We start from the raw sequence: 25263 nt of genomic DNA, 5'->3' as shown, positions 1-25263 counted from the left end.
AGAAAGGAGCCGCAATAGGCTCCTTTCTTGATCTCGGTATTGGGCGATTTACTTCACGCTATGCTGTAACGATCGCTTTCGCATTGAGCCCTTTATCAACGCTCACCATTAACAACTGGCAAGGTTCTTGGTTTAGCTTTTCCCCTGTCCAGTAATCATACCAGTCCACCGGTTGATCAGACGTCAGCGTAAATTCCATCGCTCCGTAACTCGCATAATTAAACAAACAATGGAGGTCATTCTTCGTCGTTAGTTTTAAAAACGCGTGATTTAAACTCAAAGCGGTAAACTTTGCAGATTGCTGGTTACGTTGTTGACGTAACATGAGCTTAGCCAGTGTCTTCTTAGCAAACGGCGTAATCTCAGGGAGTGGGTCGCCAGACAGCAGCAAACCACCACTCGCTAATAACACCGTGCGATGAAATTCATACTCTTCTCTGGATGCAGATTGATTAGCTAATGAAGTGAATGTCGCGCAATCCGGATCAATTTGCCACAGTTTTCGGTGCTGCCAACTACGGTAAAAGGTTTCTCTGGCTATCTGCTCGAATCGACGACTATGACGCTCTACATCGTCAGAAACACGCATTGCATCCACAAGTCCCAGAGATGGCCACATTGGCGCGTTACAGCCTAACAGCCATGCATCCCCTGCCCCTTTAGCGATCGCTTCCATACCCATGCGGTAGGCTTCTACACCGGTGACACCCGATTGGCTTCGTTTACCTTTTAACGTGCCCCAGTAGTTTGCGTCTAATTTGAATAGCTCAACGCCCCACTCTTGACGCATAACAGAGACCACATGAGTTAGGTGATCTTGCACTTCAGGGTTTGAAGTATCGAGAATGTACCAAGGCGTGCATCGCCAACCACCGTATGTGACATCTTCTGCTTTAAGTAAGCCACCATCCTTGTGGCGAACAAACCAATCTGGATGCTGTTTGAAGATCTCCGACTCAGGCTGTGCAATGAAAGGCGCCATCCAAATTGCCGGCTTTTTTCCTTTTGCACGGATGTTATGAATGAGCTCTTTTACGCCACCAGAAAACTTATCTGATGGGGTTAACCAATCGCCCATAAAGGCTTGATAGCCATCATCCAGAAGTACCCACTCTAGGTCTTCGAGCTTATCTTGCATACAATCTACGTTCTGCATGATGTTTTGTTCTGTCACGTCTGCGTAGTACGCGTACCACGAACACCAACCAACAGGCGCATCTTGTGTCACACCTTGGCGAACAGGATGATGCTCTGCAATCATCTCGCCATAGGTTTGATAAAGCTCGGACAGTGATTGACCGCAGAGTACCGCCACGGACTCAAGTTGATTACTTTCCCAATCCGCCACTTGAGTCAACTCACCATCAATTGCGGCTGATAAAACCCAATGCCCATCACGCAGTACAACATCAAAATAGCCTGCAAAGCGATGACATGATGTGAAGCCAAATAATGTGTAGCCAGCCGAGCCTTCCACCACTAAATAGTTGTAATAACGCTTAGGGGCATCTTTAGGATAGATTCGATAAGAAGGATTATTGTCTGGGCAGCGACCAATATCAACGGGGTGATTGATCGTTCCCGCCGTTTGCGCCAACATTTGAAAACCATCCCCAATTACGTTGGCCTCGTGCTCGTACAAAAACGGCATTTCGAATAACACTTCACGGTCGGTAAAGGTTTTATTGTGAAGACCAGCAAAAGAAAAATGTAATTGATTACCCTCGACTTCAACTTGGAAGTCATTGTTATTCACAGTGATCTCAGTGTGATTTGCTAATTGAATGCTCTGAGCCATAAAGAGTCTACTCACTTAATTATTATTGTTTAGCTTGGCGCATTATCTCCTGCTTGTCTCACCCAATTCGTTACTATCATCACGAATACCAGTCTCGCTTAACGTTATGAAGTTACTATTGAGACAACGCTCACTGAAATTTTGATAAAAAAATACCAGCTCTGAGGCTGGTATTTCGATTTATGCAAACTGCACTAATTAAGCAACTTCAATCGGACCACCAAATGAAGTGACTGGCGGCACTTTACCTGTGAACTTCTCGAAGTCTACGATACATGTGTTCGCAGAAGTCGCCTGTGCAAGCTCAGAAGAACCGATGTCTTGCGTCAGCGTGTTAGGATCACCGTAGGTACAGATTGCGCCCTCTTTCTCGTTTAGAGGACCGTACCATGCACCTTCTTCGATACGAACAACGCCACGTGGGTAGCTGTCAGTCAAAACAGCACCAGCTAACAGCTGACCACGACCGTTGAATACACGTACCAAATCACCATCTTTGATGCCTTTTGCTTTGGCATCCGCTGGGTTGATGTAAACCGGCTCACGACCTTGTACCGCGTAAGTCGCGCGGAACTCTTCAGACTCACACATCTGAGAGTGCAGACGCTTATCAGGGTGGCAAGACTGCAACCAGAATGGGTATTTATCTGAACCAGGACCACCGTGTGAACGCTCTGATTTTTCGAACCACATTGGGTGCTCTTGACAGTGTTCGTAACCGTAACGGCCGATCTTGCGTGATGTAATCTCGATGAAGCCAGACGGTGTACCTAGTGGGTTAAGTTCAGGGTCTTTACGGAAGTCCGCATGACGAACCCAAGGTTTACCTTCACCGAAGTCTAGTACGCTCTTCTCCCAGAACTCGTTGAATTCTGGCATTTCAAACTTACCTTCGTTCGCTTTTTTACAATCGTTGTAAAGGCTTTCGATCCATTCCATCTCGCTCATACCACGAGTGTATTCTTCGCTGCGACCAAAACGCTGAGTTAGTTCACTCATGATTTGGAAATCAGGCTTAGATTGGAACAATGGATCAACGAGGCGATGCATCGCAATCAGACCTTTGTTCGAGTATGAACCGTATACGTCGATGTCGTTACGTTCCCATTGCGTACACGCCGGTAGAACGATATCTGAGAAACGACATGTCGCAGTCCAAGCAAACTCGATCGTTACAACCGTTTGAAGTTTGCGGAACGCTTTCTTCATGCGGTTACGATCTTGATGGTGGTGCCATGGGTTACAACCCGAGATAACCATCATCTTGAAGTCTGGCAGTTTCACTTTACCGCCGTTGTAGTTGATCTCTTTGCCAGGTTCTAGCAGACAGTCGATCCAACGTGCAACTGGGATAGTACGACTGTAACCGTTAAAGTCGTTGTTGTCCCACTTCGGTTTCATACCTTGGTCAAGGTTACGAGGGAAACCACCAGGGCCCGCGAAACCAGTAGAAGGCACACCGATACTTGAGTAATGGTGACCGTAAGAGATACCACCGCCAGGTAGACCGATTTGACCAACCATTGCAGCAACCACAGCCGCTGCCCAGTATGGCTGCTCACCGTGCTCTTGACGCTGGATACACCAACCCATCAGGATCTGTGTACGACCGCTGACTAGCATGCGTGCGAATTCACGGATCTTGTCCGCTTTCACACCACAAATCGCTGCTGCCCATTCAGGCGTCTTCTCTACTTTGTCTTTTGTCTTACCTTGAACGTATTGAATGAACTCTTCAAAGCCGAGACAGTAAGTATCAATGAATTTCTTATCGTACAGGTTTTCGTTGTACAACACGTGTGCCACAGCGAGCATGAACGCTACGTCTGTCAGCGGGTTGATGTACAAGTGATCGTTCTCTAAGTAGCGCTGAGTTTTGTTCTTCACTGGGTCTACAGATAGAACGTTGATCTCACCTTTCGCCACTTTTTCTTTTAGTTGTGCAAGGTACTTAAACGACTCATGCGTTTCACAGTTCCAACCTACTTGAAGGTTTTTCACTGGGTCGTTAGCCCAAAGAACGATGTTGTCAGAGTTTTCTAGGATCTCAGACCAAGACGTACCTTGTGCGTACACTTCGGTTGAACCTAGCACGTACGGCATAATGGTTTGACCTGCACCCGTCGAGTAGTCACCTACTTTAGTGATGAAGTTGCCATGCATACCTACTGCACGTTGCATGTGCGCAGTACAGTTGTTAAATGAACCCGTTTGGTTCCAACCTGTTTGACCTGCATGCAGCGCCCATGGGCCGTAGTCTTTTTGAATACGTTCTAGCTCACGGTAGAACAAGTCTAGCGCTTCATCCCAAGTTACTCGGATGAAACGGTTGTTACCGCGAGTATCCGCGCTGTATTTATGTTTCTTCAACCAATCTAGACGAACCATTGGGTAACGAACACGTGAAGGGCTGTAGATAATACCCTTAATGCCGTTCAACATTTCTGTTGGGTTTTTGTCTAGCTCTAGCGGCTTGATCTCTTGAACTTTACCCGCGTAGATGTGGGCGCGGAACGCGCCCCAATGAGAACCGGTTACTTTCCAAGTACCTGTCGTCTCAACGGCATTTGCTGAGGCGGACGCCAATAAGCTAGGACCAATTACTGACGCTGCACTTGTGGTTGCTACACCTTTAAGAAAACTTCTTCGTGTAATAGCCATTTAAAATTACTCCAATCCGACGCTTATTAGTGGTGACCTTCAGCATAATCTGAAGAGTGTTTCTGTAGATACTTCAAGATCAGTGCTTCACTGTCTGTATCTAGGTTAACGAACGCCAACATACCGTCGAACATACCTGGCCAGGTGTTCGCGTCGAAGTGCGCTTCCGCAGGTTGAGTGTGACATACAGAACAATTGGTCTTGTAGGCTTCACGAGATTTTTCCCAAACAGGATTGATGTCGTTCAGCATAGACTCTTTCTTAATCCATACTTTCGCCGCTACTTTTTCCCAAGGAAGGCCTGTTAACTCATCCACTTTTTTCTCACCAGTCGTCACAATATTGCTGTCTGTTGCTGCTTCTTTCATCAGAGACGCAGTCGCAATGTTCTTACCGAAGTCTTCTTGAATTACACGACCAAAACCTTTTGCTTTGCGCCAACCGTCAATTTCTATCTCAACAAACTCGCCTTTGTCTTCAAGAACTTTAACGGTCGATGCAGGATTAAGAAGACCAGCTTCTTTACTGCCTTGCGCATCAAAGTAAATTGGTAGGTGACGAACGCTCACGAGTTGCTGACCAACGCCGTAATCCGTGTTAGAAGTCATACCCTCTAGATCACCCACGATACCGCCAATGCTGTCCATGCCTGCTGGTAGGTTGTGCGCAATACCCTTGTGACAGTCAACACAGCTTTGATCTTTCTCAGCGGCTTGCTTCATTTGGATACGAGCGGTTGGAGACATTTGCTCGAAATCCATCGATTCGTAGTTGTGACAGTTTTTACACTCCAGAGATTTGTTTGCCGAGAAACGATCCCATTCGTGTTTAGCAAGTTCGATACGACGCTCTTCGAACACACCCGGTTCGTCGTAGTTGCCAAATACTTGTGCAAATACTTCTTTAGAAGCTTGCATCTTACGAGCGATCTTATCTGTCCAGTTATGTGGAACGTGACAATCAGGGCAGGTAGCACGAACACCAGAGTGGTTTTTCCAGTGCACCGTTTCTTGTAGCTCAACGTATACGTTGTCACGCATTGTGTGACAACTAATACAGAATTCTTCTGTGTTGGTTGCTTCTAGAGCGGTGTTAAAGCCACCCCAAAAGATAACACCAGCAATAAAGCCGCCCATAGTCAGCACACCTAGGCTGATATGTACAGCTGGGCGCGTCATGGTACGCCACAGTTTAATGATTAATGATTTCATTATTTGCTCTCTTAAAATCTTTTCAAAAGTGTGGTTATGAGCTCACTGGCTTACATGCCGTGTGCGCCTGGAGGCCCAAAGAAGAAGACTTGCAACATCCAAACGATGAACCCGTAGCCGCCAACAAAGGCCACACTCAGAATTGGGAAGAGAACAACTGCAATGAAGAGGAACGACTTCCACTCCAGGGAGCGTTTTTCACCACTCTCAATTTTATTAACATCACTCATACATTTGCCTATTTTGTATCTAGTGTTATTGAAAAGCCCGCGTAACCAAGCTTAAGTTTTTTACAATCTCTAATGGAAAATGTTAGACCATACTAATAGTAGGGTTCAATCAAATAAGCGACCTCAGACCTTGTAATTCAACACTTTTTTGAGCTCATCCAGAGATATGATGGATTGATGTTATTTATTAAAAAACATGAACAGATGTGACAAAATAAGTCTTTTAAGGAGTTGTTAAATAACCAACATTTAAGAAACATCGATCACATTTAAATCGTAATTACCATGCCATAAATCGACTTAAAAACTCCGAAAAAGATAACCGTTTGTAAACAAAATGCTGCGTATTAATGTCGAAAATAGCACTCAAGATTTACTTTAAGAACAGCAAAAAGTGCACGTAGTGGTTCATATAAAGGAGAGGCTTAGATACAATTATTCGCGTACTTTCAAGGAGCGATTATGGATAACGTGGTGGATATAAGCTGGGTCAAACTGGCACTGTTTGGTTTGATTTTATTGGTCCCCTTCTTTATCAATGCCCGCTACAAATTAGGGATAGCAAAAGACACCATAATCAGTGTTATCCGAATGACACTTCAGCTCATATTGATTGGCGTGTATTTAGAATATCTTTTTCAATTAAACAGCTTACTTGTCAATATACTTTGGCTTGCCATCATGCTACTGATTGGTGCCAGCTCAATTGCGGGAAAAGCTCGCTTACCTAAAAAGCCACTTATGCTTCCTCTACTAACGGGCCTTACCTGTGGTCTAATACCACTTCTGATAGCAATTACAGCAGGCTTAGTGCAACCATCCCCTATTTACAATGCGCAGTACATGATCCCACTTGCTGGTATGTTATTGGGTAACAGCTTGAGTAGTAATATCATCGCTCTTCAGAATTTGTTTACGGCTTTTGAGCAGAGACAAACAGAATATGAGGCTGCAATCTCACTTGGAGCCTCTCCTCGCTACGCATCCTTCCCCTTCATTCAGGAGGCTCTTAGAAAGTCCCTTGCCCCGACTTTAGCTTCTATGGCCACTACAGGGCTGGTTACCTTACCGGGTATGATGACCGGTCAAATTCTAGGTGGCGCGAGCCCGATGGTTGCGATTAAATACCAGTTAGTAATTATGCTGGCTATTTTCGTCATGTTGAGTGCCTCCGTAACCATAACGTTAGAAATGACATTGCGCTGGGTACAAACCAAAGAAGGCCGAATAAAGATAAAAATCGAGCAACCCGAATCGACCAAAACTCACGGTTAGTTGGCGCTTGTGGGTAAAGCCCGTTAAACAACTCATGTTGCCAAGTCGAACGTACTTATAACTGAATAACTCAACTATTCTTCGAGCACTCATCAAGACGCTTTCAGATGAAAAGTCAGGCAGAATTCTTTTTGATATAAGCCTCTAATTTTATGAAATTTTCTTTGCAAGTTTAGATACGCACGACCTTTGATACAGGTTATCCACAGAAAATGTGGATAAGCCCCCAAAACCCATACGCAACCAGAAACATAGCAACATAAGTGATCAATCGAATCGTCATGCATTGATCACGTGACTGACATGTTCTAATTTTAAAGTAAAGGCAGTGACCACAAACTTGGAGAGACGTACATGGATGTCTTAATGATCAAAGAAAATTACGATGAACTCCTGTCCGATGCACCTCTGGATTGGCTCGTTCAAGAACCAAAGGAAGTAACTTCTCATTGGCTCCCAACCGATTTTGGCATCAACGAAGAGTTGATTTAGCATGACTCGACTTATTTGACACTTGCAGAGACAAGTAAAAAGAAAGGCGAACCATCTGGTTCGCCTTTCTTGTGATCTTCTAAACTTATCGCAAATGGTTATCTTCATCGCGTAGATAAATCATCCAATACCACATGCCAACAAATACGCCACCACCAATAATGTTTCCTATCGTAACAGGAATTAGGTTGTTTACGATGAACCCCATCATGTTTAAGTCCGCGTAGTTTGCAATATCTGCCCCTGTCATTTGCCAAAACGCTTCTGGCGCAAAGTACTTAATACCAATCGCCATAGGTACTTGGAACATGTTCGCAATACAGTGCTCAAAACCTGCCGACACGAACATAGCCACAGGCAAAATCATGACCGCTATTTTATCTGTCAATGTTCGCCCACTAAACGTCATCCAAACTGCAATACAAACTAGTACGTTACACATAATGCCAAGCGCAACAGCGGCAAAGAAACCATGATGTAATTTGTGTTGGGAGATCGCCATCGCGTTAAGACCAACTTGGCCATGATCAAACATATATTGCTTGGTAACTAGCATACAGGCCACGAGCAAAATGGCCCCAACCATATTGCCAAAGTAAACCACCAACCAGTTTTTGATAAGTGCTTGCCAAGAGATTTTTCCACTCGCACGCGCAACTAGTGTCAGTACAGAGCTAGTGAAAAGCTCGCCGCCAGTAACCACCACCAAAATCAAACCAAGGCTAAATGCCAGACCACCAATGAGTCGTGTAATGCCCCAAGGCAGCTCGCCTGCGCCTGTCGTTACTGTGGTATAGAAGATGAAAGCAATACCAATATGAAGCCCCGCAGAAATGGCGAGCAGAAAAGATTTGATTGGAGCTTTCGTTGCTTTGCCTACCCCCACTTCAGCCGCGCGTTCCGCAGCTTGTGGCGGTAATAGTGAGTCAAACTGATTAAAGTTCATTCTGGTGTAACATTTAGAAACATTTAAAGAGGCGCGGATAATCGCTCTATTTCCCTATTTTTTCAAGTGCTATTTGGCGTGTTTACTAAAATCGTTGTTATTGGGAGATCAAGCAATAAATAGCGCCTATCATTCGCTACCGTAAGTATCATTGATACTTAACAAGTATTCGACCTTTCGAACAAAGATCCTGCGTTATATCAGCCTGATAGCGCCATACTTAACACTTCTTGTCGTTGAATGTTGCCCAACGCTACTTTTCAGACTAGCTTGGTAAAAAAAGCGCAAAGGAATCATTTATGAAATATTCAGCTGAACATATCGCCGAATTGAATCTACTTCTTCAGTTCGACCTAAGTAGTGCTGCAACTGGTATTAAAGTTCATACAGACGCGTCAGAAGAAATGCAGGCAGCCGTTGCTCGTCTATATAAGAAGCAACTTTGTACACAGCCTGACGGTGGTTATCTAACAGACGAAGGCATTGAAGTTGCAGAACATGCAGATAAGATTTTAAGAGTTTTGTCTGTGTAATTTGAACAAAAAACGCCACCGAACTCGGTGGCGTTTTTTAGTCCTATATTTTTCCTGTCGATGCCTGTGGCAATAATCGCTTTTTCATTTTGCTAAATGGTTGAACCTTGTCATACAACCAGTTAAAACCAGTGGCATAAAATAGGAAGAAAACGAGGAAGCCGGCTTCCAGCATTAGAGCTTGAAGAAGCGTAATTTCTAAGAACCAGGCAATCACAGGTAGAGAGATAAAGATTAATCCTCCCTCGAAACCAATAGTGTGTCCAAGCCGCATCGCTAAACTTCGCTCAGCTCGATTGTCACCAAACCACTTATCAAAGTACAAGTTGTAGATGTAGTTCCATATCACGGTATACATGCTCAACCCGACCCCAACCAACGCAAGATCACTAGAGCCCTTTCCAGTGATCAATGAAGCCGCTGGTACAATAATCGCGAGTGCGATTAACTCAAAAAGTACTGCATGAAAAATTCGTTCGTTACGAGTCATATTTCTCTATCCAAATAGTTCTACTCAATGCTTAGAACTTTATCTATTATTTAGATAATCAAAAGTTAGATACCATCGGTTTAAGCGATATGTTTACCATCGAACAACTGCAAGCTTTCATTGCTACATCAGAAGCAGGATCATTTTCAGGAGCAGCTAGAAAACTGGGGCGAGCTCAATCTGTAGTGAGCCAGCACATCATGAATATGGAGATCGACTGTGGCGTTGAGCTTTTCGATCGATCAGGCAGGTACCCTAAATTAACTGAGAATGGCCTCGCGCTCATACCTTATGCACAAGCAACAATCAGCCAACTCGACCGCCTAAACAATAGGGCATCACAGCTCTTTTCCACGCCAACGAACAAATTAGTCTTAGCTATTGATGAAGGGATTCCTCTGACTCGCTTGCCGGATGTGCTAAAGAAGTTAGAGCAACGCTTTCCACACTTACAAGTTGAATGCTTAACGGCATCAAGCCCTGATATCATTGAATTGGTTAAGTCGGAACGCGCCACGACTGGGATTATTTTGAGTGATTTACAAATGCCAAGACACATCGATTTCACCAATCTTGGCAATATTGCATTTGATGTCTATGTCTCTTCAACACATCCTTTAGCAAAGCAGCAAATCACTCACATTGATCAACTAAAACAACATCGTCAATTGGTCATACGATCCAAAAGTGCAGAGCCATGTGGTCTCAATCAAGCATTTAGCCCAGATATCTGGTACGCTGATAACTACTATATTTTGTTGGAATTGGCGAATAAAGGGTTTGGTTGGTGCTTTCTACCACAGCATTTAGTCGCGTATTCACCTAATACATTAAAAAAAGTTGGGGATGATTTCACAAAACTGGCTTGGCAAGTCAATGTTGACCTTATTCAGCACCAGAAATGGCATTCAGATCCCCTCCATCAACAAGCCAAAGCAGAACTGCTCAACCTATTCGGGCAGACATAAGTAAGTAGGAAGACCCAAATGGCAAATACATTGATCGTAGGTGCAGGCTGGCTCGGAACTCCGCTAGCAGAAACATTGATGAAAGATGGACACTATGTTGTTGTCACTCGTCGTAGCCAAACTCGATTAAAAGAGTTACCCACCTCATTAACTCACTCCGCATTGTTCGATTTCAATCAATTGAACGCCACAGCACGGCTAGATGAGCTGCTCAAACAGCATCAAATTACGCACGTTATCGGTGCTTTTCCTCCAGGATTTCGTAAAGGACGCGGTCAAGAATATGCACAGCAATGGCAAATACTTGCCAACGCAGCTAAGCAAAACAACGTTGAAAAACTTCTCATGATCAGCTCTACAACGGTTTACCCTAACCTTGCTTCCGATATGGAAGAAGCTGACGCGTCAATCTCTTTAGCAGCCGAAAGCCCTTATTTCTCTGACAATGCACGTATTATGCTTCAAGCAGAGCAGCATGTTATCGACTCGAATATTAGCTTTGTTATTCTACGTTGTAGCGGATTAATCGGGCCAGATAGACACCCATCTCGCTTTGCAGCAAGGCTTCAACAAGTTAGTCGTAAAGCACCAGCTAATATGCTTCATCAAGATGATGCTGTCTCGGCTGCGAAATTTGCCTTAGGCAATTTAAGCAACCAAGTCATTAATGTTACGACACCTCATACTGTCAGCAAGGCTGAGTTCTACCAAGCTGCCATAAACAAAATCGGAAGTGAGATACCTCTTCCACCCGTCACAGAGCAAGCTGACAAGCGTATTCTTGCTGACAAACTACTCTCACTTGGTTATCGATTTCACTTCAATTCAACTTTGGATGCGCTATGAGACTCTATAGACATATAGAAACGCTTTGGGATTACATGCAACTTAAACATGAACTGAAGCCTGCGGACTGTTTGTTTGTGATGTGCAGTAATGATGTGCGTGTAGCGGAGCACGCTGCCAAGCTCTACCACCAAAAGTTGGCACCTTTGATTGTATTTTCAGGGGGTGAAGGTCGCTTCACAGATGGACTGTTTGAAAAAAGCGAGGCAGAAACCTTTGCCGAGATTGCAAAGTTGTCGGGCGTTCCAAGCGAAGCAATTTTGCTCGAGACTAAATCCACAAACAGCGGAGAAAACGTCCGCTTTACTGAGCAACGATTAAAAGAGGAAGGAAAACAATGTTCCTCGTTTATTCTGGTACAAAAACCGTTTATGGAGCGTAGAGCAATCGCGACATTTGAAAAACAGTGGCAGTCACCCTACACTCAGCTCCAAGTAAGCTCTGCGGCTCTTCCATTTTTTGAATACATTAATGAAGACATGCCATTAATGATGGTGCTAGAAGCACTAATGGAAGATTTCTCTCGCGTAAAAAGCTATCCAGAGAAAGGATTTCAAACCGAGCAGAACATCCCTCAGCAAGTCGAATCTTCTTACCAGGTTTTACTCGAGCGGTTTGGTTTTGACTTAGTCTAACTTTTTCTAACCGACAACAAAAAGCCACCAAGTTCGGTGGCTTTTCTGTATCAATACGGCTTATTTACCGAGTGCTTCTTTGTAATGTTGGCGGCATACGGAGACATACTTATCGTTACCGCCGATCGCAACTTGATCGCCTTCTTTAATTGCCACGCCGTGTTCATCGGTACGAATAACCATATTCGCTTTGCGGCCGCAATGGCAGATTGTTTTGAGCTCAACCAGCTTGTCCGCCCAAGATAATAGATACTTACTGCCTTCAAAAAGTTCGCCTAGAAAATCGGTGCGAAGGCCGTAACACAATACTGGAATATGCAACTTATCAACGACTTCAGTAAGTTGATAAACTTGTTCTTTCGACAAGAACTGACACTCATCAACAAGAATACAGTGACGTTTTTCAACCTCATTCAGATCTGCGATCTCTTGATACAAATTGGTATCCTGACGAAATAAATGTGCGTCAGATTGAAGACCAATACGAGAGCTCACTTTACCGACACCAAAACGATCATCTAGCGCAGCCGTAAAAATAACTGGCGTCATGCCGCGTTCTTGATAGTTGAAAGAGGATTGAAGAAGCGTTGTTGATTTACCCGCATTCATTGCTGAGTAATAGAAATACATCTGAGCCACAGAGCATTACCTAAAGTTAAAGTTTTAATTTATGGAAATGGAAAATAAAAGGGCTGAATTATCAGCCCTTTAAAAATGAAAATTCAATTACTTACGACGCCACGTTGTGCCTTCTGGACCATCTTCCAGAACAATGCCCATTTCGGTCAGCTTGTCACGAGCCATATCTGCATTCGCCCAATCTTTCGAAGCACGAGAGTCGTTACGCAGCTTGATCAGAGCTTCGATTTCAGCCACTTCATCATCGTTACCCGCACCACCTTTTAGGAAGGCTTCAGGATCTTGGTGAAGAATACCGATCACGTCAGCTAGTTCACGCATTAGCGCACCGAGTTCGCTCGCTTTCTCTAGGTTTTCTGTCTTCAGACGGTTAACTTCTCGCGCCATGTCGAACAGTACTGAGTAAGCTTCTGGTGTGTTGAAGTCATCGTTCATCGCTGCAGTGAAGCGAGATACGTATTCTTCACCACCAGCAGGCGCAGCGTTTAGGTCTAAACCACGTAGAGATGTGTACAGGCGCTCAAGCGAAGCACGTGCTTGGTTTAGGTTATCTTCGCTGTAGTTTAACTGGCTACGGTAGTGACCAGACATTAGGAAGTAACGCACTGTTTCAGCATCGTAGTGACCAAGAACGTCACGGATAGTAAAGAAGTTACCTAGAGATTTAGACATCTTCTCACGGTCTACCATTACCATGCCGCTGTGCATCCATGTGTTCACGTATTGTGTATCGTGTGCACAGCATGATTGTGCGATTTCATTTTCATGGTGTGGGAACTGAAGGTCAGAACCACCGCCGTGAATGTCGAAGTGGTTACCTAGGATTGAAGAGTTCATTGCTGAACACTCAATGTGCCAACCTGGACGACCAGGACCCCATGGTGACTCCCACGTTGGTTCACCCGGCTTTGACATCTTCCAAAGTACAAAGTCTAGAGGGCTGCGTTTTGCTGTTTCGATATCAACGCGCGCGCCAGCTTGAAGCTGATCAAGGTCTTGCTTAGAAAGCTTGCCGTATTCGTTGAATTTACCTACTTCAAACATTACGTCACCGTTATCTGCAACGTATGCAAAACCGCGCTCGATTAGCTTCTCAACCAATTCGATGATTTCAGCAATAAACTGTGTCGCACGAGGTTCAACGTCCGGACGTTTCATGTTCAGCGCATCAAAATCAGCGTGCATTTCACCAATCAAACGCTCAGTCAATGAATCGCAAGACTCACCATTTTCTGCGGCACGTTTGATGATCTTATCGTCGATATCTGTGATGTTACGTACAAACGTCAGATCGTAGCCCAAGTAGCGAAGGTAACGTGATACAACGTCAAAAGAGACGAAAGTACGACCGTGACCAATGTGACAGAGATCGTAGATGGTAACTCCACAGACATACATACCGACTTTGCCAGCTGTAATTGGTTTGAATTCCTCTTTCTGTCTTGTGAGTGTGTTATATATCTTTAACATGATCTCTATCTATGATTGTGAATGAATAAAAGAAGATGAGTATATCAACTCCAACCTAGTTAGGTAATAGCAATTAACCGATAAAACGATAATCGGCTAAACTTCAAGCACAAAACGAAGAATTTCCTCTTCCTGAGTTTTTAAAGCACTAGAACTTAGGCTAGAATCTCGGGCTCAACACAACACAGTAAAGGAAAGTAGCATGATCACCCTTCACACTAATTTTGGTGACATCAAGATTCAACTAAACGAAGAGAAAGCGCCAGAGACAAGCGCAAACTTCCTTCAGTACTGCCGCGACGGTTTCTACGACAACACGCTTTTCCACCGTGTTATTGACGGCTTCATGATCCAAGGTGGTGGTATGGAGTCTGGTCTACGTGAAAAAGCGACTCGTGCACCTATCAAGAACGAAGCAAACAACGGCCTAAGCAACAAAGTGGGTACACTTGCTATGGCACGTACTATGGAGCCGCATTCAGCAAGCTCTCAGTTCTTCATCAACGTAAACAACAACACATTCCTAGACTTCCGTAGCGAAAGCCTAGATGGTTGGGGTTACTGTGTGTTCGGTGAAGTAATCGAAGGCATGGACATCGTAAATAAGATCAAAGGCGTTAGCACTGGTTCTTACGGCATGCACCAAGACGTACCTCTAGAAGACGTAGTAATCACTGGTACAACAATTGAAGAGTAATTCTTAGGAATTATTTTTAAAAGATAAGTTAATGGGGAGGCATAGCTTCCCCTTATTTCTATGACGACATTATTTATTTCCGATCTTCACCTTACCCCATCACGTCCTGATATCACGGAATGTTTTGTGACGTTCATGCGAACAGAAGCAACAAAAGCTGATGCACTTTATGTACTCGGCGATCTGTTTGAGTTCTGGATTGGTGACGATGACAACACCCCTTTTGCAGACCAAATCCGTGCAGAATTTAAAGCACTGACGGATGCGGGTGTGCCAACTTTTTTCATCCAAGGCAATCGAGATTTTTTACTCGGCAAACGCTTTTGCAAAGAAACCGGTATGACATTACTCGACGATGTCTGCACGATTGATCTTTATGGTCAAAAAGCCGTAATCCTACATGGCGATACGCTCTGCATTGACGATGTGAAATACCAAGAGTTTAGAAAAACCGTTCACAAGCCATGGCTACAATGGTTGTTTAACCGTATTCCTTGGTTCATTAAGAAGAAAATTGTCTCAAAAGTTCAATCCGATATTCGTGATGATAAAATGAGCAAGTCATTAGATATCATGGACGTTAACCAAAATGAGGTCGAGAAAGTGATGTCTCAGAACTGCGTCAACATAATGATTCATGGTCACACACATCGCCCGAACACACATTTTTTTGACGTCGATGGCATTAAAAAGACCCGAATTGTTTTAGGGGATTGGTATACGCAAGGCTCAGTTTTAAAAGTAAATTCTGATAGTTTTGACCTGCAAACGAGACCGTTCATACAGAATTTGCGTTAAGCATGTAGAGCGTGTAGAAGATTCACGCTCAAGTCGTAGATATTTTGTAAAAAATCGCTATTATCATAATACTAAGTTAAACAGAACGAAGTACCTAATTGAAGTATTCTTACGTAGCTCGCCAACCGATTCTGGATAGAGAAAAACGAACCATAGGTTACGAACTCCTCTTTCGAGACGGCCCTAAAAATACCTTCCCTGAAGTAGAACCAGAGCTGGCTACTAGTCGACTGCTATCCGATCATTTTTTGTCGACGCATTACAACACATTAGGAAACAAACTTGGCTTTGTTAACTTTCCGCATCAAAGCTTGGTGAACTTGGTCCCAACTTTGTTTCCTAAAGAATCTCTCGTCATTGAAGTCCTTGAAGACTGCCAACCGACAGAAGAACTGTTAGAAGCCATCAAGCACCTTCATGAGTGCGGGTACAAAATTGCTCTGGATGATTTTGTTCCGACGAAAGCTTGGAAGCGTTTTCTTCCATACGTTTCCATGATCAAGTTTGATATTAGACTTGTGCCGATCAAGAAAGCTGCCATTTTTATTCAGGCGTTGAGCCCATTTAAAATCGACTTTCTTGCGGAAAAGGTAGAGACCTATGAAGAGTTTGAGCAAGCTCTAGAAGCCGGTTTTAACTATTTTCAAGGGTATTTTTTTAGCAAACCTGAGATGATCCAGAAAAAACGGTTGAACCCCGCGTTTCTTACCGTCATCCAACTTTGTAAAGAGATTGCAGATAAGCCCATCGACTTCAATGAGGTTGAACGTCTGTTTTCGATTGATGTGACGCTGTCATACAAGCTGCTTACTTACGTAAATTCAGGATATACATTAACGACTAAGATCAAATCGTTCAGACAGGCGCTTATTTATCTGGGTGAAGAGCGACTACGACGCTTTATTTCCTTAGTTGCAATTGCCTCCGTTCAAGAAGATAAACCTGACTCTCTTTACTCTTTAGCGATTCAGCGTGCACGAATGTGTGAACTGCTACTTAGTCAAATGAACACTAGGTATGACCCTGGGCAGGCTTTTTTGACAGGCATGTTTTCTTTGCTCGGATCTTTGCTCGATCAACCGCTCTCGGATGTCATTGAAGATATCCCCGTTGACGAAGATATAAAACTCGCATTAACCAGTCGAAAAGGCGTACTTGGTCACTTACTTTCGATGACGATCGCCTACGAACAAGCGGACTGGGAGTTAGCCGAGCGATATTGCACCGTTCTTAAATTAACCGAACCTCAATTAGCAGACGCTTTTAATCAATCGACGGAATGGGCTCAAGAACTGCTGTCTCAAACGCCCTAAACGGCTATAATGCCCCAAAGAATACCTGCGACCTCACTTATGTGGGGTTGTTTGTTTTTACCGCTTAATTAATCGAGATTTCATTTTATGGCTTCTTCTTGTCCTTGCGGCTCTAACCGCACCTACCAACAGTGTTGTGAAATTGCCCACAATAACCACGCTGACGTCACCACTCCGGAGCAGCTAATGCGCTCTCGTTACAGCGCGCATGTGTTAGGTCTAGTGGATTACGTGGTGAACACATACCACCCAAGCTGTAATGCAGAAGAGCAACGTGAAGGCATTGCCCAATCTATCGACAGCGATTGGTGCAAGCTTGAAGTTGTAAAAACAGAAGCTGGCAGTAATGACAATGAAGGCTTTGTAGAGTTTAGCGCTTATTTTGATGAAGACGGCAAACGCTACTGTATGACAGAGCGTTCTCGTTTCGTGAAAGAAAATGGGCTTTGGTACTACATTGACGGCACGTTTCCAGAAGAAGAGCTAGAAGAAGAACCAGAACAAGATCCTCGCCTAAACCAACCAGTGAGTAGCCTAAAAGTAGGTCGTAACGACCCGTGTATCTGTGGAAGCGGTAAGAAATTTAAGAAGTGTTGTGGGTAAGATCATCCACTCCTAGCTTATTGAGCTCGATTTAATTGGATTCTTGACTTCGCCTAGGTTCGTTGGAGTGACGTGAATATATGTACCTATTTGAAGTAAATAACTCTACTGCAAGTACCATTAGAAAATATACCGTCATTCTGAACAGCGAGGGACGAGCGTGATTCAGAATCTAATCGCCACCAGCACTGTTGCCGGTTTTTGCCCCGAATCAAGAACACTAAAGTAAAAAGCCCCTAGGCTCGAGAGCATAGGGGCTTTCACTTATCGCAAGCTTACTTATGACGCTCTTTCAGTTTGTTCACTACGTCATTCATCGATAAGCCTTGGTCTTGAAGCAATACCATTAAGTGATAAATCAAATCTGCAGATTCACACACTAACTCCGCCTTATCGCCCGACGTCGCCGCAAGCGCGACTTCAACGCCTTCTTCGCCCACTTTTTGCGAAATACGCTTGGTGCCACGGGCATAAAGACTGGCAGTATAAGAGGAATCTGGGTCGGCACTCTTGCGGGCAGCCAATAGCTGCTCAAGTTGATGAAGCCACACCATTTGTGACTCCTCTTGAGGGTCCACATCCCAGCAAGTTGTGTTACCCAAGTGACACGTAGGACCAATGGGATTCACTTTCACCAGTAGCGTATCGTTGTCGCAATCGAGCTGAATGTTCACTAGTTGCAATACGTTGCCGGAGGTCTCACCTTTCGTCCAAAGACGCTGCTTGGTACGAGAGAAAAACGTCACTTGACCTGTTTCGCCCGTTTTTGCCAACGCATCTTGGTTCATATAACCCATCATAAGCACTTGGCTTGATTGGAAATCTTGTACGATAGCAGGTACCAGACCATCCACCTTTTCCCAGTTGATTCGCTCAACTAGCGAACTTACTTCGGCGGCTTTCACACTCATAGTCGTACCTCAATGCCTTGTTGTTTCAAATACTGCTTTAGTTCACCAATATTGATGACTTGTTTGTGGAATACCGATGCGGCAAGCGCGCCATCCACATTTGCTTTTTGGTATGCTTCCGCAAAGTGCTCCATAGCACCTGCCCCACCCGATGCAATCAATGGCACGTTACACACTTCACGCACCATGTTAAGTTGTTCAATATCGTAACCGTTACGTACGCCGTCTTGGTTCATCATGTTCAGTACGATTTCACCAGCGCCACGCTTTTGTACTTCTTGCACCCAATCACGTGTTTCCCATTGAGTTGCTTTGGTGCGTTCTTCATCGCCAGTAAACTGGTAAACCTGATACTTGCCTGTCTCTTTGTCGTAGTATGAATCGATACCAACGACGATACATTGCACACCAAACTTATCAGCAAGGTCAGTAATCAGTTGCGGGTTAGCCAATGCAGGTGAGTTAATAGACACTTTGTCTGCACCAAACTCAAGAATGCGCGCTGCATCTTCCGCTGATTTAATACCACCAGCGACACAGAAGGGAATATCAATCACTTCAGCAACGCGAGCGACCCAACTTTTGTCAACGACACGCCCATCACTTGAAGCGGTAATATCGTAGAACACAAGCTCGTCAGCGCCTTCTTCCGCATAACGCTGCGCCAGAGGAACGATGTCGCCAATGATTTCGTGGTTGCGGAACTGGACGCCCTTCACCACTTGTCCATCACGAACATCAAGACATGGAATTATTCGCTTTGCCAGCATGCAAATGCCTCCTCTGCTGTGAATTTACCATCTAACAGCGCACGACCAACAATCACACCAGCCACACCGCTGCCTTTTAGCGCTTCGATATCTGCTAATGAGCCAATGCCACCTGAAGATTGAAACTGCACTTGTGGGCACTGTTTACATAGGTCGACATAAAGCTCTACGTTTGAGCCTTCTAGCGTACCGTCACGAGAAATGTCCGTACAAAGCACGTGCTGCAAACCTACCGTCAGGTAATCGTTGATCAGAGCTTCGATAGTCACGCCTGAATCTTCTTGCCAACCAGAAATCGCTACTTTACGTGTGCCGTCTTGATCGATGTTGATGTCTAGCGCGAGAACGATTTTCTCTGCACCGTATTTTTCCATCCAACCTTTCACAAGCTCTGGCTGTTTTACTGCTGTTGAGCCAACGACAACACGCTGAGCCCCCGCTTCTAGCAGCTCAATCACGTCTTGCTCTGTGCGCACTCCGCCACCGATTTGGATGTTCGCTGGCGTGCTTGCTAGTAGCTTTGCAATTAAATCAAGTTGACGTGCTGTCGTGTCTTTCGCGCCAGTTAAATCCACCAAGTGCAGCCAGTTAGCACCAGCTTGGTGGTACAAGTTGAACTGCTCTGCTGGGTCGACTTTGTACTCAGTTACTTGGCCGTAATCACCTTGATAAAGGCGAACCACCTGTCCTTCAATTAAATCAAGAGCTGGAATAATCACACTAAATCCCTTTTATAATTCTAAGAAGTTTTGAATAAGCTTCGCGCCCGCTTTTGAAGAACGCTCAGGGTGGAATTGCACGCCGTAATAGTTACCGCTTTGTACTGCTGCTGTGAACGGGTTGCCGTATTCACATTCCGCAATCGTGTAATCCCCAACAGGCATCGCAAAGCTGTGCACGAAGTAGAAATACTCTCCTTCTTCAATATCTTTGAAAAGTGGATTACCTGCTTTTGCAGAGACCGTGTTCCACCCCATATGCGGCAACGGCAAATCGCCAGTTTGTAGTAGCTTCACTTCGCCATCACAAAGTCCAAGACACTCAACTAACTCGTCGGCTTTCTGCCCTTTCTCTTGAGACACTTTGCCCAACAGTTGCATGCCTAAACAGATACCTAGTAATGGCTTTTCTACCTGTTTTACCAAGCTGATCAGATCGCGCTCTTCTAGGTTCTTCATCGCTTCGCTGGCGGTTCCCACACCCGGTAGGAATAGCTTATCTGCGGATAATACGACTTGCGGATCTTTTGAAATCGTTACGTCATAGCCTAGGCGTTCAATGGCAAACTTCACCGAAGAAACGTTGGCACAGCCAGTATCGATAATGACAACTTTCTGTTCTGTCACTGTTTTTCTCCTTGCTAACGTTAGCCTTAAAGCACGCCTTTACTACTTGGTAGCTCAGTGCCTTCTACTTTGATTGCTTGGCGTAACGTACGACCAAACGCTTTAAATAGACTTTCAATGATGTGGTGATCATTGTTGCCCGCAGAAGAAAGGTGCAACGTACACGCTAATGTGTCAGTCAGAGAGCGGAAGAAGTGAACCACCATCTCTGTTGAAAGATCACCCACTTGCTCACGACTAAACTGCGCGTCGAACTTAAGGTAAGGACGACCTGATAGGTCTAGTGCGCATTGCGCCAAACACTCATCCATTGGCAAGCTAAAGCCAAAGCGACCAATACCACGCTTGTCACCCAGTGCTTCTTTCAACGCTTGACCCAACGCAAGAGCGGTATCTTCTACTGTGTGGTGATCATCAATGTGCAGGTCACCTTCCACTTTGCACACCATTTGGAATCCACCGTGCGTCGCAATTTGATCCAGCATGTGGTCAAAAAAGCCAAGACCTGTAGAAATATCGTTACCGCCTTGCTCGTCAAGATTAACGAATACTTTAATGTCTGTTTCTTTTGTGGTGCGAACCACTTCAGCAACGCGAGCCTTCACCGTGAGATCTTTTAGGATCTGTTTCCAACCCATGGTTTCTGGGTTGTATTGAATGCCACGAATTGCCATGTTTTCTGCAAGTTGAAGATCGGTTTGACGATCGCCAATCACAACAGAGTTTTGAAAATCCACTTTGCCACCTTGAAGGTACTCTTTTACCAAGCCCAATTTAGGCTTACGGCAAGAGCAGTTATCTTCATCGAAGTGAGGACAAATCAGCACATCATCAAACTTCACACCTTGAGATTCAAAGATCTCCATCATCATGTTGTGTGGTGCATCAAAATCAGCTTGTGGGTAACTGTCGGTACCCAAACCATCTTGATTCGTGACCATCACTAGACGGTATCCTGCATCCTGCAACGACAACAGGCTTGGGATAACAAATGGCTCCAGTTTTAGTTTATCTAAACGGTCTACTTGAAAATCAATCGGCGGCTCAACAATTAAGGTGCCATCACGGTCGATAAAGAGGATTTTTTTTTGTTTGCTCACTCGGGAACTTCCTTATTGCTATTCTTTTGGCGCTCCCGCTATTGAGCGAGAGCGATAAATTCTGTCTCTATTTATGCGTAGTAGTTTCTGATAAATCCAAGCGTTTTTTCGCACTCGTCACGGTTACCCACACTGATACGCACACAGTTTTCAATTGGCGAGTTACGCAAAATAATGCCCGTATCCCAAGCCGCTTTGAAAAGGTCATCGCCATCTGGGAATTTCACCAATAGGTAGTTCCCCCACCCTTCAAACACTTCCAAGCCCGGAATCATTGAAAGGCCAACTTGCAAGTAAGCACGGTTTGCATTCAAATCGAGAACTTGAAACTTCGCTCGCGCTAAACCAGCTTCCGAAAGCGCCTGAGTCGCAATTTCTGCCACTGGAACTGGGACTGGGTAAGGTGCGATAACTTTAAGAAGTACATTAATCAGCTCTTCGTTCGCAAGCGTAAATCCACAACGCAGACCTGCAAGCGCAAAAGCTTTCGACAGAGTACGCAGAATTGCAAGGTTCGGGTATTGCGCCAGTAGGTCTACCGTTGACGCTTCTGGACAAAAATCGATGTACGCTTCATCCATCACCACAATTGCACGGTCTTTTGTCATCTCAAGCAGAGACACAATGTCTTCACGCTTAACCAAGTTACCCGTTGGGTTGTTTGGCGAACATACAAAAACCAGCTTCACGTTATCCAGATTAGCTTCGATGCCTGCAAGATCGAGTTGCCAATCTGAGGTTAGCGGCACGGTTTTGCGCTCAACACCAATGGTTTCAGCGCTGATGGCGTACATACCGTAAGTCGGTGGGCAGTAAAGAATCGCATCTTCACCCGGCTCACAGAATGCACGAATTAACAACTCAATACCTTCATCCGCACCACGAGATGTTAATGTTTGCTCTGGTTTCACACCCGCATAGGCTGCGTAAGCAGAAATCAGTTCTTTAGGCTGACATTCGCTGTAACGATTAAGACGAGCAAAGTCTGTTTTGTATTCATTGTTAAATGGTGATTCGTTGGCATTTAGCCATACGTCACCCGTACCACCGATTCGGCGAGCCGACATATAAGGGGTAAGCTGTTGGACTTGTTGACGCGCTAGCTTTTCCATCTCATTACTCTCTTATTCTTACTTACTTGCTAATTTTTCTACGCGGATAGTAACAGCACGTTTGTGAGCGTCCAGACCTTCTGCTTCAGCCATCGTGACTACCGTTGGTGCAAGGTTCTTTAAACCATCAGCAGAAAGCTCCTGAACCGTCATTCGTTTAGAGAAATCCGCCAAACCTAAGCTTGAATAAGTACGTGTGTAACCGTAAGTAGGAAGGACGTGGTTAGTCCCCGATGCGTAATCTCCCGCAGATTCAGGCGACCAATCCCCAAGGAAGATAGAGCCTGCATTATCAAGTAGAGGTAGAAGCTCACGAGGGTTCTTAGTCTGAACAATCAAGTGCTCAGGACCGTAGTAATTGGAAATAGAAACTGACTGCGTCATCGACTCGGAAATAATGATCAAGCTTGATGCCAGAGCCTTTTCTGCGATGTCTGCACGAGATAGCTCCTTAAGCTGACGTTGAACCGCATCCGTCACTTGATCAGCAATCACAGGAGAAGGAGTCACAAGTACCACTTGAGAATCAGGACCGTGTTCTGCTTGGCTCAAAAGATCCGCAGCGATAAAGTCTGCATCTGCGGTTTCATCGGCAATCACAAGAACTTCTGATGGACCTGCTGGCATATCAATCGCCGCACCACGGAAATCATTACTTACCTGACGTTTTGCTTCGGTCACGTAAGCGTTGCCCGGACCAAAGATCTTATCTACTTTCGATACAGTCTCGGTGCCATAAGCCATTGCAGCAACTGCTTGTCCACCACCGACGTTATACACCTCATCAATGCCACACAGTTTCGCGACATAAAGGATCTCATCAGCGATTGGGGGTGGAGAACAAAGAACGACTTTACGACAACCTGCAATTTTTGCAGGAACGCCGAGCATCAAAACAGTCGATGGCAAAGGCGCACTGCCACCAGGAATGTACAAACCCACTTTTTGAATTGGGCGTGTTACTTGTTCACAAAGGACACCTGGCTGGGTTTCCACCTTGATCGGTTGCGGCTTTTGCGCTTTGTGGAACTTAGAAATATTGGCGTAAGCTTGCTCTAGTGCGCTCTTCATTGACTCTGACAAACGCTCTGACGCTGCCTTAATTTCCTGAGAAGAAACACGAATGGATTCAGGCTTAACACGGTCAAACTTTTCGGTCAGCTCAATAAGAGCAGAGTCACCTTCTTCTCGAACTTTAGCAATAACTTCGGCCACAGCAGTGGTGATATTGGCACCTTCTGCAATAGCAGGGCGCTCCAAAATAGAGTCTTGCTGATTCTCACTTAATGATTGCCAAACGACTGTTCTCATGATGCTTACTCCATCATTTTTTCAATTGGTAGAACGAGAATTGAACTTGCGCCCAACTCTTTCAGCTGTTCCATTGTTTCCCAGAACAGGTTTTCAGAACTCACCAAGTGAACAGCCATTTTCTGCTTATCTGCAGAAAGAGGAAGAACAGTTGGGTCTTCAGCACCTGGCAGTAGCGCTTTAATTTGATCTAACTTCTCTGCTGGGGCGTGAAGCATAATGTACTTAGATTCTTTCGCTTGCTGCACGCCTTGCATGCGAGTTAACAGCTTTTCGATTAGCGCCACTTTGTCTGCGTCGAACTCACCTGTGCGTTGAATCAATGTCGCTTTTGATTTAAAGATAATTTCAGCTTCTTTAAGGCCGTTCGCTTCCAGTGTTGCACCTGTAGAAACCAAATCAGCGATAGCATCAGCGAGACCCGCGCGAGGGGCAACTTCTACAGAGCCTGTCAGCATACATGTAGAGAATGGAACGCCGGCTTCATCCATGTACGCTTTTAGAAGTTGAGGATACGTTGTAGCAATACGCTTGCCAGCTAAGTCTTGTGGACCGTTGTACTCTTCGTCCTTGTCGATTGCGATAGATAAACGACAGCCACCAAAATCAAGTCGACGAAGCTGAACAAACTCGCAGGGTTCACCTAATGCTTTGCGGTCAAGGCGAACTTCTTCTAGTTCATTTTCGCCAATAAAGCCAAGGTCAACCACGCCATCCATAATTAAACCTGGGATGTCGTCGTCACGAACCAAGAGTAAATCAATTGGCATATTTTCAGAATGGACAACTAAACGCTCGCCCATTACGTTGAACTTTACGCCGCACTGTTTTAGTAGAGCTTGACTCTCTTTGCTAAGACGACCTTTTTTCTGAATTGCGATTCTTAAACGTTGTGTTTGCATTGCTTTGTCCCTATGCAAGATTTTGATATCTAAGTATTTTTCAAACTAATAAAACTAAAAAACCCTCGGGAGATTGAAGTCTCCCGAGGGTTTAAAATCTGCTTTTACTTTGATTTTACCTCCGGGAGTTTCCTGCCTCCCGGGTATGCGTACATCGCCCGAAAGACTAGATTGGGTGATGATGGTGATGAATGTTCATTACAAAA

At 44.8% G+C, this 25263-nt stretch carries 26 protein-coding genes and 1 other annotated feature; of the genes, 10 read left to right on the top strand and 16 right to left on the bottom strand.

Features of this window, described 5'->3' with window-relative positions:
* Positions 1-58 precede the first annotated feature (58 nt).
* The 4 genes from R7E42_RS09460 to torE form a co-directional block, all read right to left on the bottom strand.
* Positions 59-1798 carry a glycoside hydrolase family 36 protein gene (locus R7E42_RS09460; protein ID WP_318072599.1) on the bottom strand — a complete coding sequence of 580 codons (1740 nt, stop codon included), beginning with the start codon at positions 1796-1798 and terminating at the stop codon, positions 59-61.
* A gap of 198 nt (positions 1799-1996) precedes the next feature.
* Positions 1997-4459, bottom strand: a complete 2463-nt coding sequence (torA, locus tag R7E42_RS09455) for a trimethylamine-N-oxide reductase TorA (protein WP_318072598.1) — start codon at positions 4457-4459, stop codon at positions 1997-1999.
* 26 nt (positions 4460-4485) lie between these two features.
* Positions 4486-5670: a pentaheme c-type cytochrome TorC gene (gene torC, locus R7E42_RS09450; protein WP_005378139.1), complete on the bottom strand. Its 1185-nt coding sequence runs from the start codon at positions 5668-5670 to the stop codon at positions 4486-4488.
* 50 nt (positions 5671-5720) lie between these two features.
* Entirely contained in the window at positions 5721-5900 is a 180-nt protein-coding gene (torE, locus tag R7E42_RS09445; RefSeq protein ID WP_005378141.1) for a trimethylamine N-oxide reductase system protein TorE, read from the bottom strand.
* Between the two features lie 462 nt (positions 5901-6362).
* Here torE and R7E42_RS09440 point away from each other — a divergent pair, with 462 nt between their 5' ends.
* Together R7E42_RS09440 and R7E42_RS09435 are read left to right on the top strand one after the other, a co-directional pair.
* Entirely contained in the window at positions 6363-7175 is an 813-nt protein-coding gene (locus R7E42_RS09440) for an ABC transporter permease (RefSeq protein WP_256901045.1), read from the top strand.
* 354 nt (positions 7176-7529) lie between these two features.
* Entirely contained in the window at positions 7530-7667 is a 138-nt protein-coding gene (locus R7E42_RS09435) for a hypothetical protein (RefSeq protein WP_005378145.1), read from the top strand.
* A gap of 85 nt (positions 7668-7752) precedes the next feature.
* Here the strand turns inward: R7E42_RS09435 and focA are convergent, their stop codons facing one another.
* The gene (gene focA, locus R7E42_RS09430; protein ID WP_005378146.1) at positions 7753-8613 is read right to left on the bottom strand and encodes a formate transporter FocA; all 861 of its coding nucleotides are present in this window, start codon (positions 8611-8613) and stop codon (positions 7753-7755) included.
* A 299-nt stretch (positions 8614-8912) separates the two neighbouring features.
* On the opposite strand from focA, the gene R7E42_RS09425 reads away from it, so the two are divergent.
* A complete protein-coding gene (locus tag R7E42_RS09425; RefSeq protein WP_005387662.1) occupies positions 8913-9146 on the top strand; it encodes a TIGR02647 family protein in 234 nt (77 codons plus the stop codon).
* Between the two features lie 43 nt (positions 9147-9189).
* Here R7E42_RS09425 and R7E42_RS09420 read toward each other — a convergent pair whose 3' ends face one another.
* On the bottom strand, positions 9190-9636 hold the full coding sequence (locus R7E42_RS09420; protein ID WP_042522041.1) for a PACE efflux transporter: 447 nt from the start codon (positions 9634-9636) through the stop codon (positions 9190-9192).
* An 89-nt stretch (positions 9637-9725) separates the two neighbouring features.
* Between R7E42_RS09420 and R7E42_RS09415 the strand changes: the two genes are divergently transcribed.
* The 3 genes from R7E42_RS09415 to R7E42_RS09405 are packed head-to-tail and all read left to right on the top strand — an operon-like array spanning position 9726 to position 12085.
* Complete coding sequence (locus tag R7E42_RS09415; protein ID WP_256901043.1) at positions 9726-10604, top strand: LysR family transcriptional regulator; 879 nt, start codon at positions 9726-9728, stop codon at positions 10602-10604.
* Positions 10605-10622: 18 nt separating this feature from the next.
* Positions 10623-11450 carry an NAD-dependent epimerase/dehydratase family protein gene (locus R7E42_RS09410; protein ID WP_017634682.1) on the top strand — a complete coding sequence of 276 codons (828 nt, stop codon included), beginning with the start codon at positions 10623-10625 and terminating at the stop codon, positions 11448-11450.
* Positions 11447-12085 (top strand): YdcF family protein, encoded by a 639-nt coding sequence (locus tag R7E42_RS09405; RefSeq protein WP_005389814.1) that lies wholly within the window; start codon positions 11447-11449, stop codon positions 12083-12085. The genes R7E42_RS09410 and R7E42_RS09405 overlap by 4 nt, the downstream gene beginning before the upstream one ends.
* A 60-nt stretch (positions 12086-12145) precedes the next feature.
* On the opposite strand, the gene R7E42_RS09400 is transcribed toward R7E42_RS09405, so the two are convergent.
* Positions 12146-12724: a thymidine kinase gene (locus R7E42_RS09400; protein ID WP_042522050.1), complete on the bottom strand. Its 579-nt coding sequence runs from the start codon at positions 12722-12724 to the stop codon at positions 12146-12148.
* 87 nt (positions 12725-12811) lie between these two features.
* Positions 12812-14194 (bottom strand): cysteine--tRNA ligase, encoded by a 1383-nt coding sequence (gene cysS / locus R7E42_RS09395; protein ID WP_318072597.1) that lies wholly within the window; start codon positions 14192-14194, stop codon positions 12812-12814.
* Positions 14195-14396: 202 nt separating this feature from the next.
* Between cysS and R7E42_RS09390 the strand changes: the two genes are divergently transcribed.
* The 4 genes from R7E42_RS09390 to R7E42_RS09375 all read left to right on the top strand — a co-directional run bounded on the left by R7E42_RS09390 (position 14397) and on the right by R7E42_RS09375 (position 17605).
* The gene (locus tag R7E42_RS09390; protein ID WP_005378156.1) at positions 14397-14891 is read left to right on the top strand and encodes a peptidylprolyl isomerase; all 495 of its coding nucleotides are present in this window, start codon (positions 14397-14399) and stop codon (positions 14889-14891) included.
* 60 nt (positions 14892-14951) lie between these two features.
* On the top strand, positions 14952-15689 hold the full coding sequence (lpxH, locus tag R7E42_RS09385; protein ID WP_005378157.1) for a UDP-2,3-diacylglucosamine diphosphatase: 738 nt from the start codon (positions 14952-14954) through the stop codon (positions 15687-15689).
* Between the two features lie 98 nt (positions 15690-15787).
* Entirely contained in the window at positions 15788-17002 is a 1215-nt protein-coding gene (locus tag R7E42_RS09380; RefSeq protein WP_017821720.1) for an EAL and HDOD domain-containing protein, read from the top strand.
* Positions 17003-17089: 87 nt separating this feature from the next.
* On the top strand, positions 17090-17605 hold the full coding sequence (locus tag R7E42_RS09375) for a YchJ family protein (protein ID WP_031812834.1): 516 nt from the start codon (positions 17090-17092) through the stop codon (positions 17603-17605).
* A 275-nt stretch (positions 17606-17880) separates the two neighbouring features.
* On the opposite strand, the gene hisIE is transcribed toward R7E42_RS09375, so the two are convergent.
* The 8 genes from hisIE to hisG form a co-directional block, all read right to left on the bottom strand.
* Entirely contained in the window at positions 17881-18516 is a 636-nt protein-coding gene (gene hisIE, locus R7E42_RS09370) for a bifunctional phosphoribosyl-AMP cyclohydrolase/phosphoribosyl-ATP diphosphatase HisIE (protein WP_053307441.1), read from the bottom strand.
* Positions 18513-19286, bottom strand: a complete 774-nt coding sequence (gene hisF / locus R7E42_RS09365; protein WP_004749837.1) for an imidazole glycerol phosphate synthase subunit HisF — start codon at positions 19284-19286, stop codon at positions 18513-18515. Before hisF ends, hisIE begins: the two co-directional genes overlap by 4 nt.
* Positions 19268-20005, bottom strand: a complete 738-nt coding sequence (gene hisA / locus R7E42_RS09360) for a 1-(5-phosphoribosyl)-5-[(5-phosphoribosylamino)methylideneamino]imidazole-4-carboxamide isomerase (RefSeq protein ID WP_318072596.1) — start codon at positions 20003-20005, stop codon at positions 19268-19270. The genes hisF and hisA overlap by 19 nt, the downstream gene beginning before the upstream one ends.
* A 12-nt stretch (positions 20006-20017) precedes the next feature.
* Complete coding sequence (gene hisH / locus R7E42_RS09355; protein WP_017821716.1) at positions 20018-20632, bottom strand: imidazole glycerol phosphate synthase subunit HisH; 615 nt, start codon at positions 20630-20632, stop codon at positions 20018-20020.
* 26 nt (positions 20633-20658) lie between these two features.
* Positions 20659-21732, bottom strand: a complete 1074-nt coding sequence (hisB, locus tag R7E42_RS09350) for a bifunctional histidinol-phosphatase/imidazoleglycerol-phosphate dehydratase HisB (RefSeq protein WP_053307443.1) — start codon at positions 21730-21732, stop codon at positions 20659-20661.
* 71 nt (positions 21733-21803) lie between these two features.
* Complete coding sequence (gene hisC, locus R7E42_RS09345; RefSeq protein WP_053307444.1) at positions 21804-22844, bottom strand: histidinol-phosphate transaminase; 1041 nt, start codon at positions 22842-22844, stop codon at positions 21804-21806.
* A gap of 18 nt (positions 22845-22862) precedes the next feature.
* Positions 22863-24155 (bottom strand): histidinol dehydrogenase, encoded by a 1293-nt coding sequence (gene hisD, locus R7E42_RS09340; protein ID WP_033905089.1) that lies wholly within the window; start codon positions 24153-24155, stop codon positions 22863-22865.
* Between the two features lie 5 nt (positions 24156-24160).
* Positions 24161-25057 (bottom strand): ATP phosphoribosyltransferase, encoded by an 897-nt coding sequence (gene hisG, locus R7E42_RS09335; protein WP_005378180.1) that lies wholly within the window; start codon positions 25055-25057, stop codon positions 24161-24163.
* 53 nt (positions 25058-25110) lie between these two features.
* Positions 25111-25248 (bottom strand) — a sequence feature (His leader region).
* Between the last annotated feature and the right edge of the window lie 15 nt (positions 25249-25263).

The organism is Vibrio sp. Vb1337 (assembly GCF_033338715.1).
Classification (GTDB): Bacteria; Pseudomonadota; Gammaproteobacteria; order Enterobacterales; family Vibrionaceae; genus Vibrio; species Vibrio alginolyticus.
Note: the sequence above shows the minus strand (reverse complement) of the source record. Positions and strands in the feature narration are given on the sequence as shown.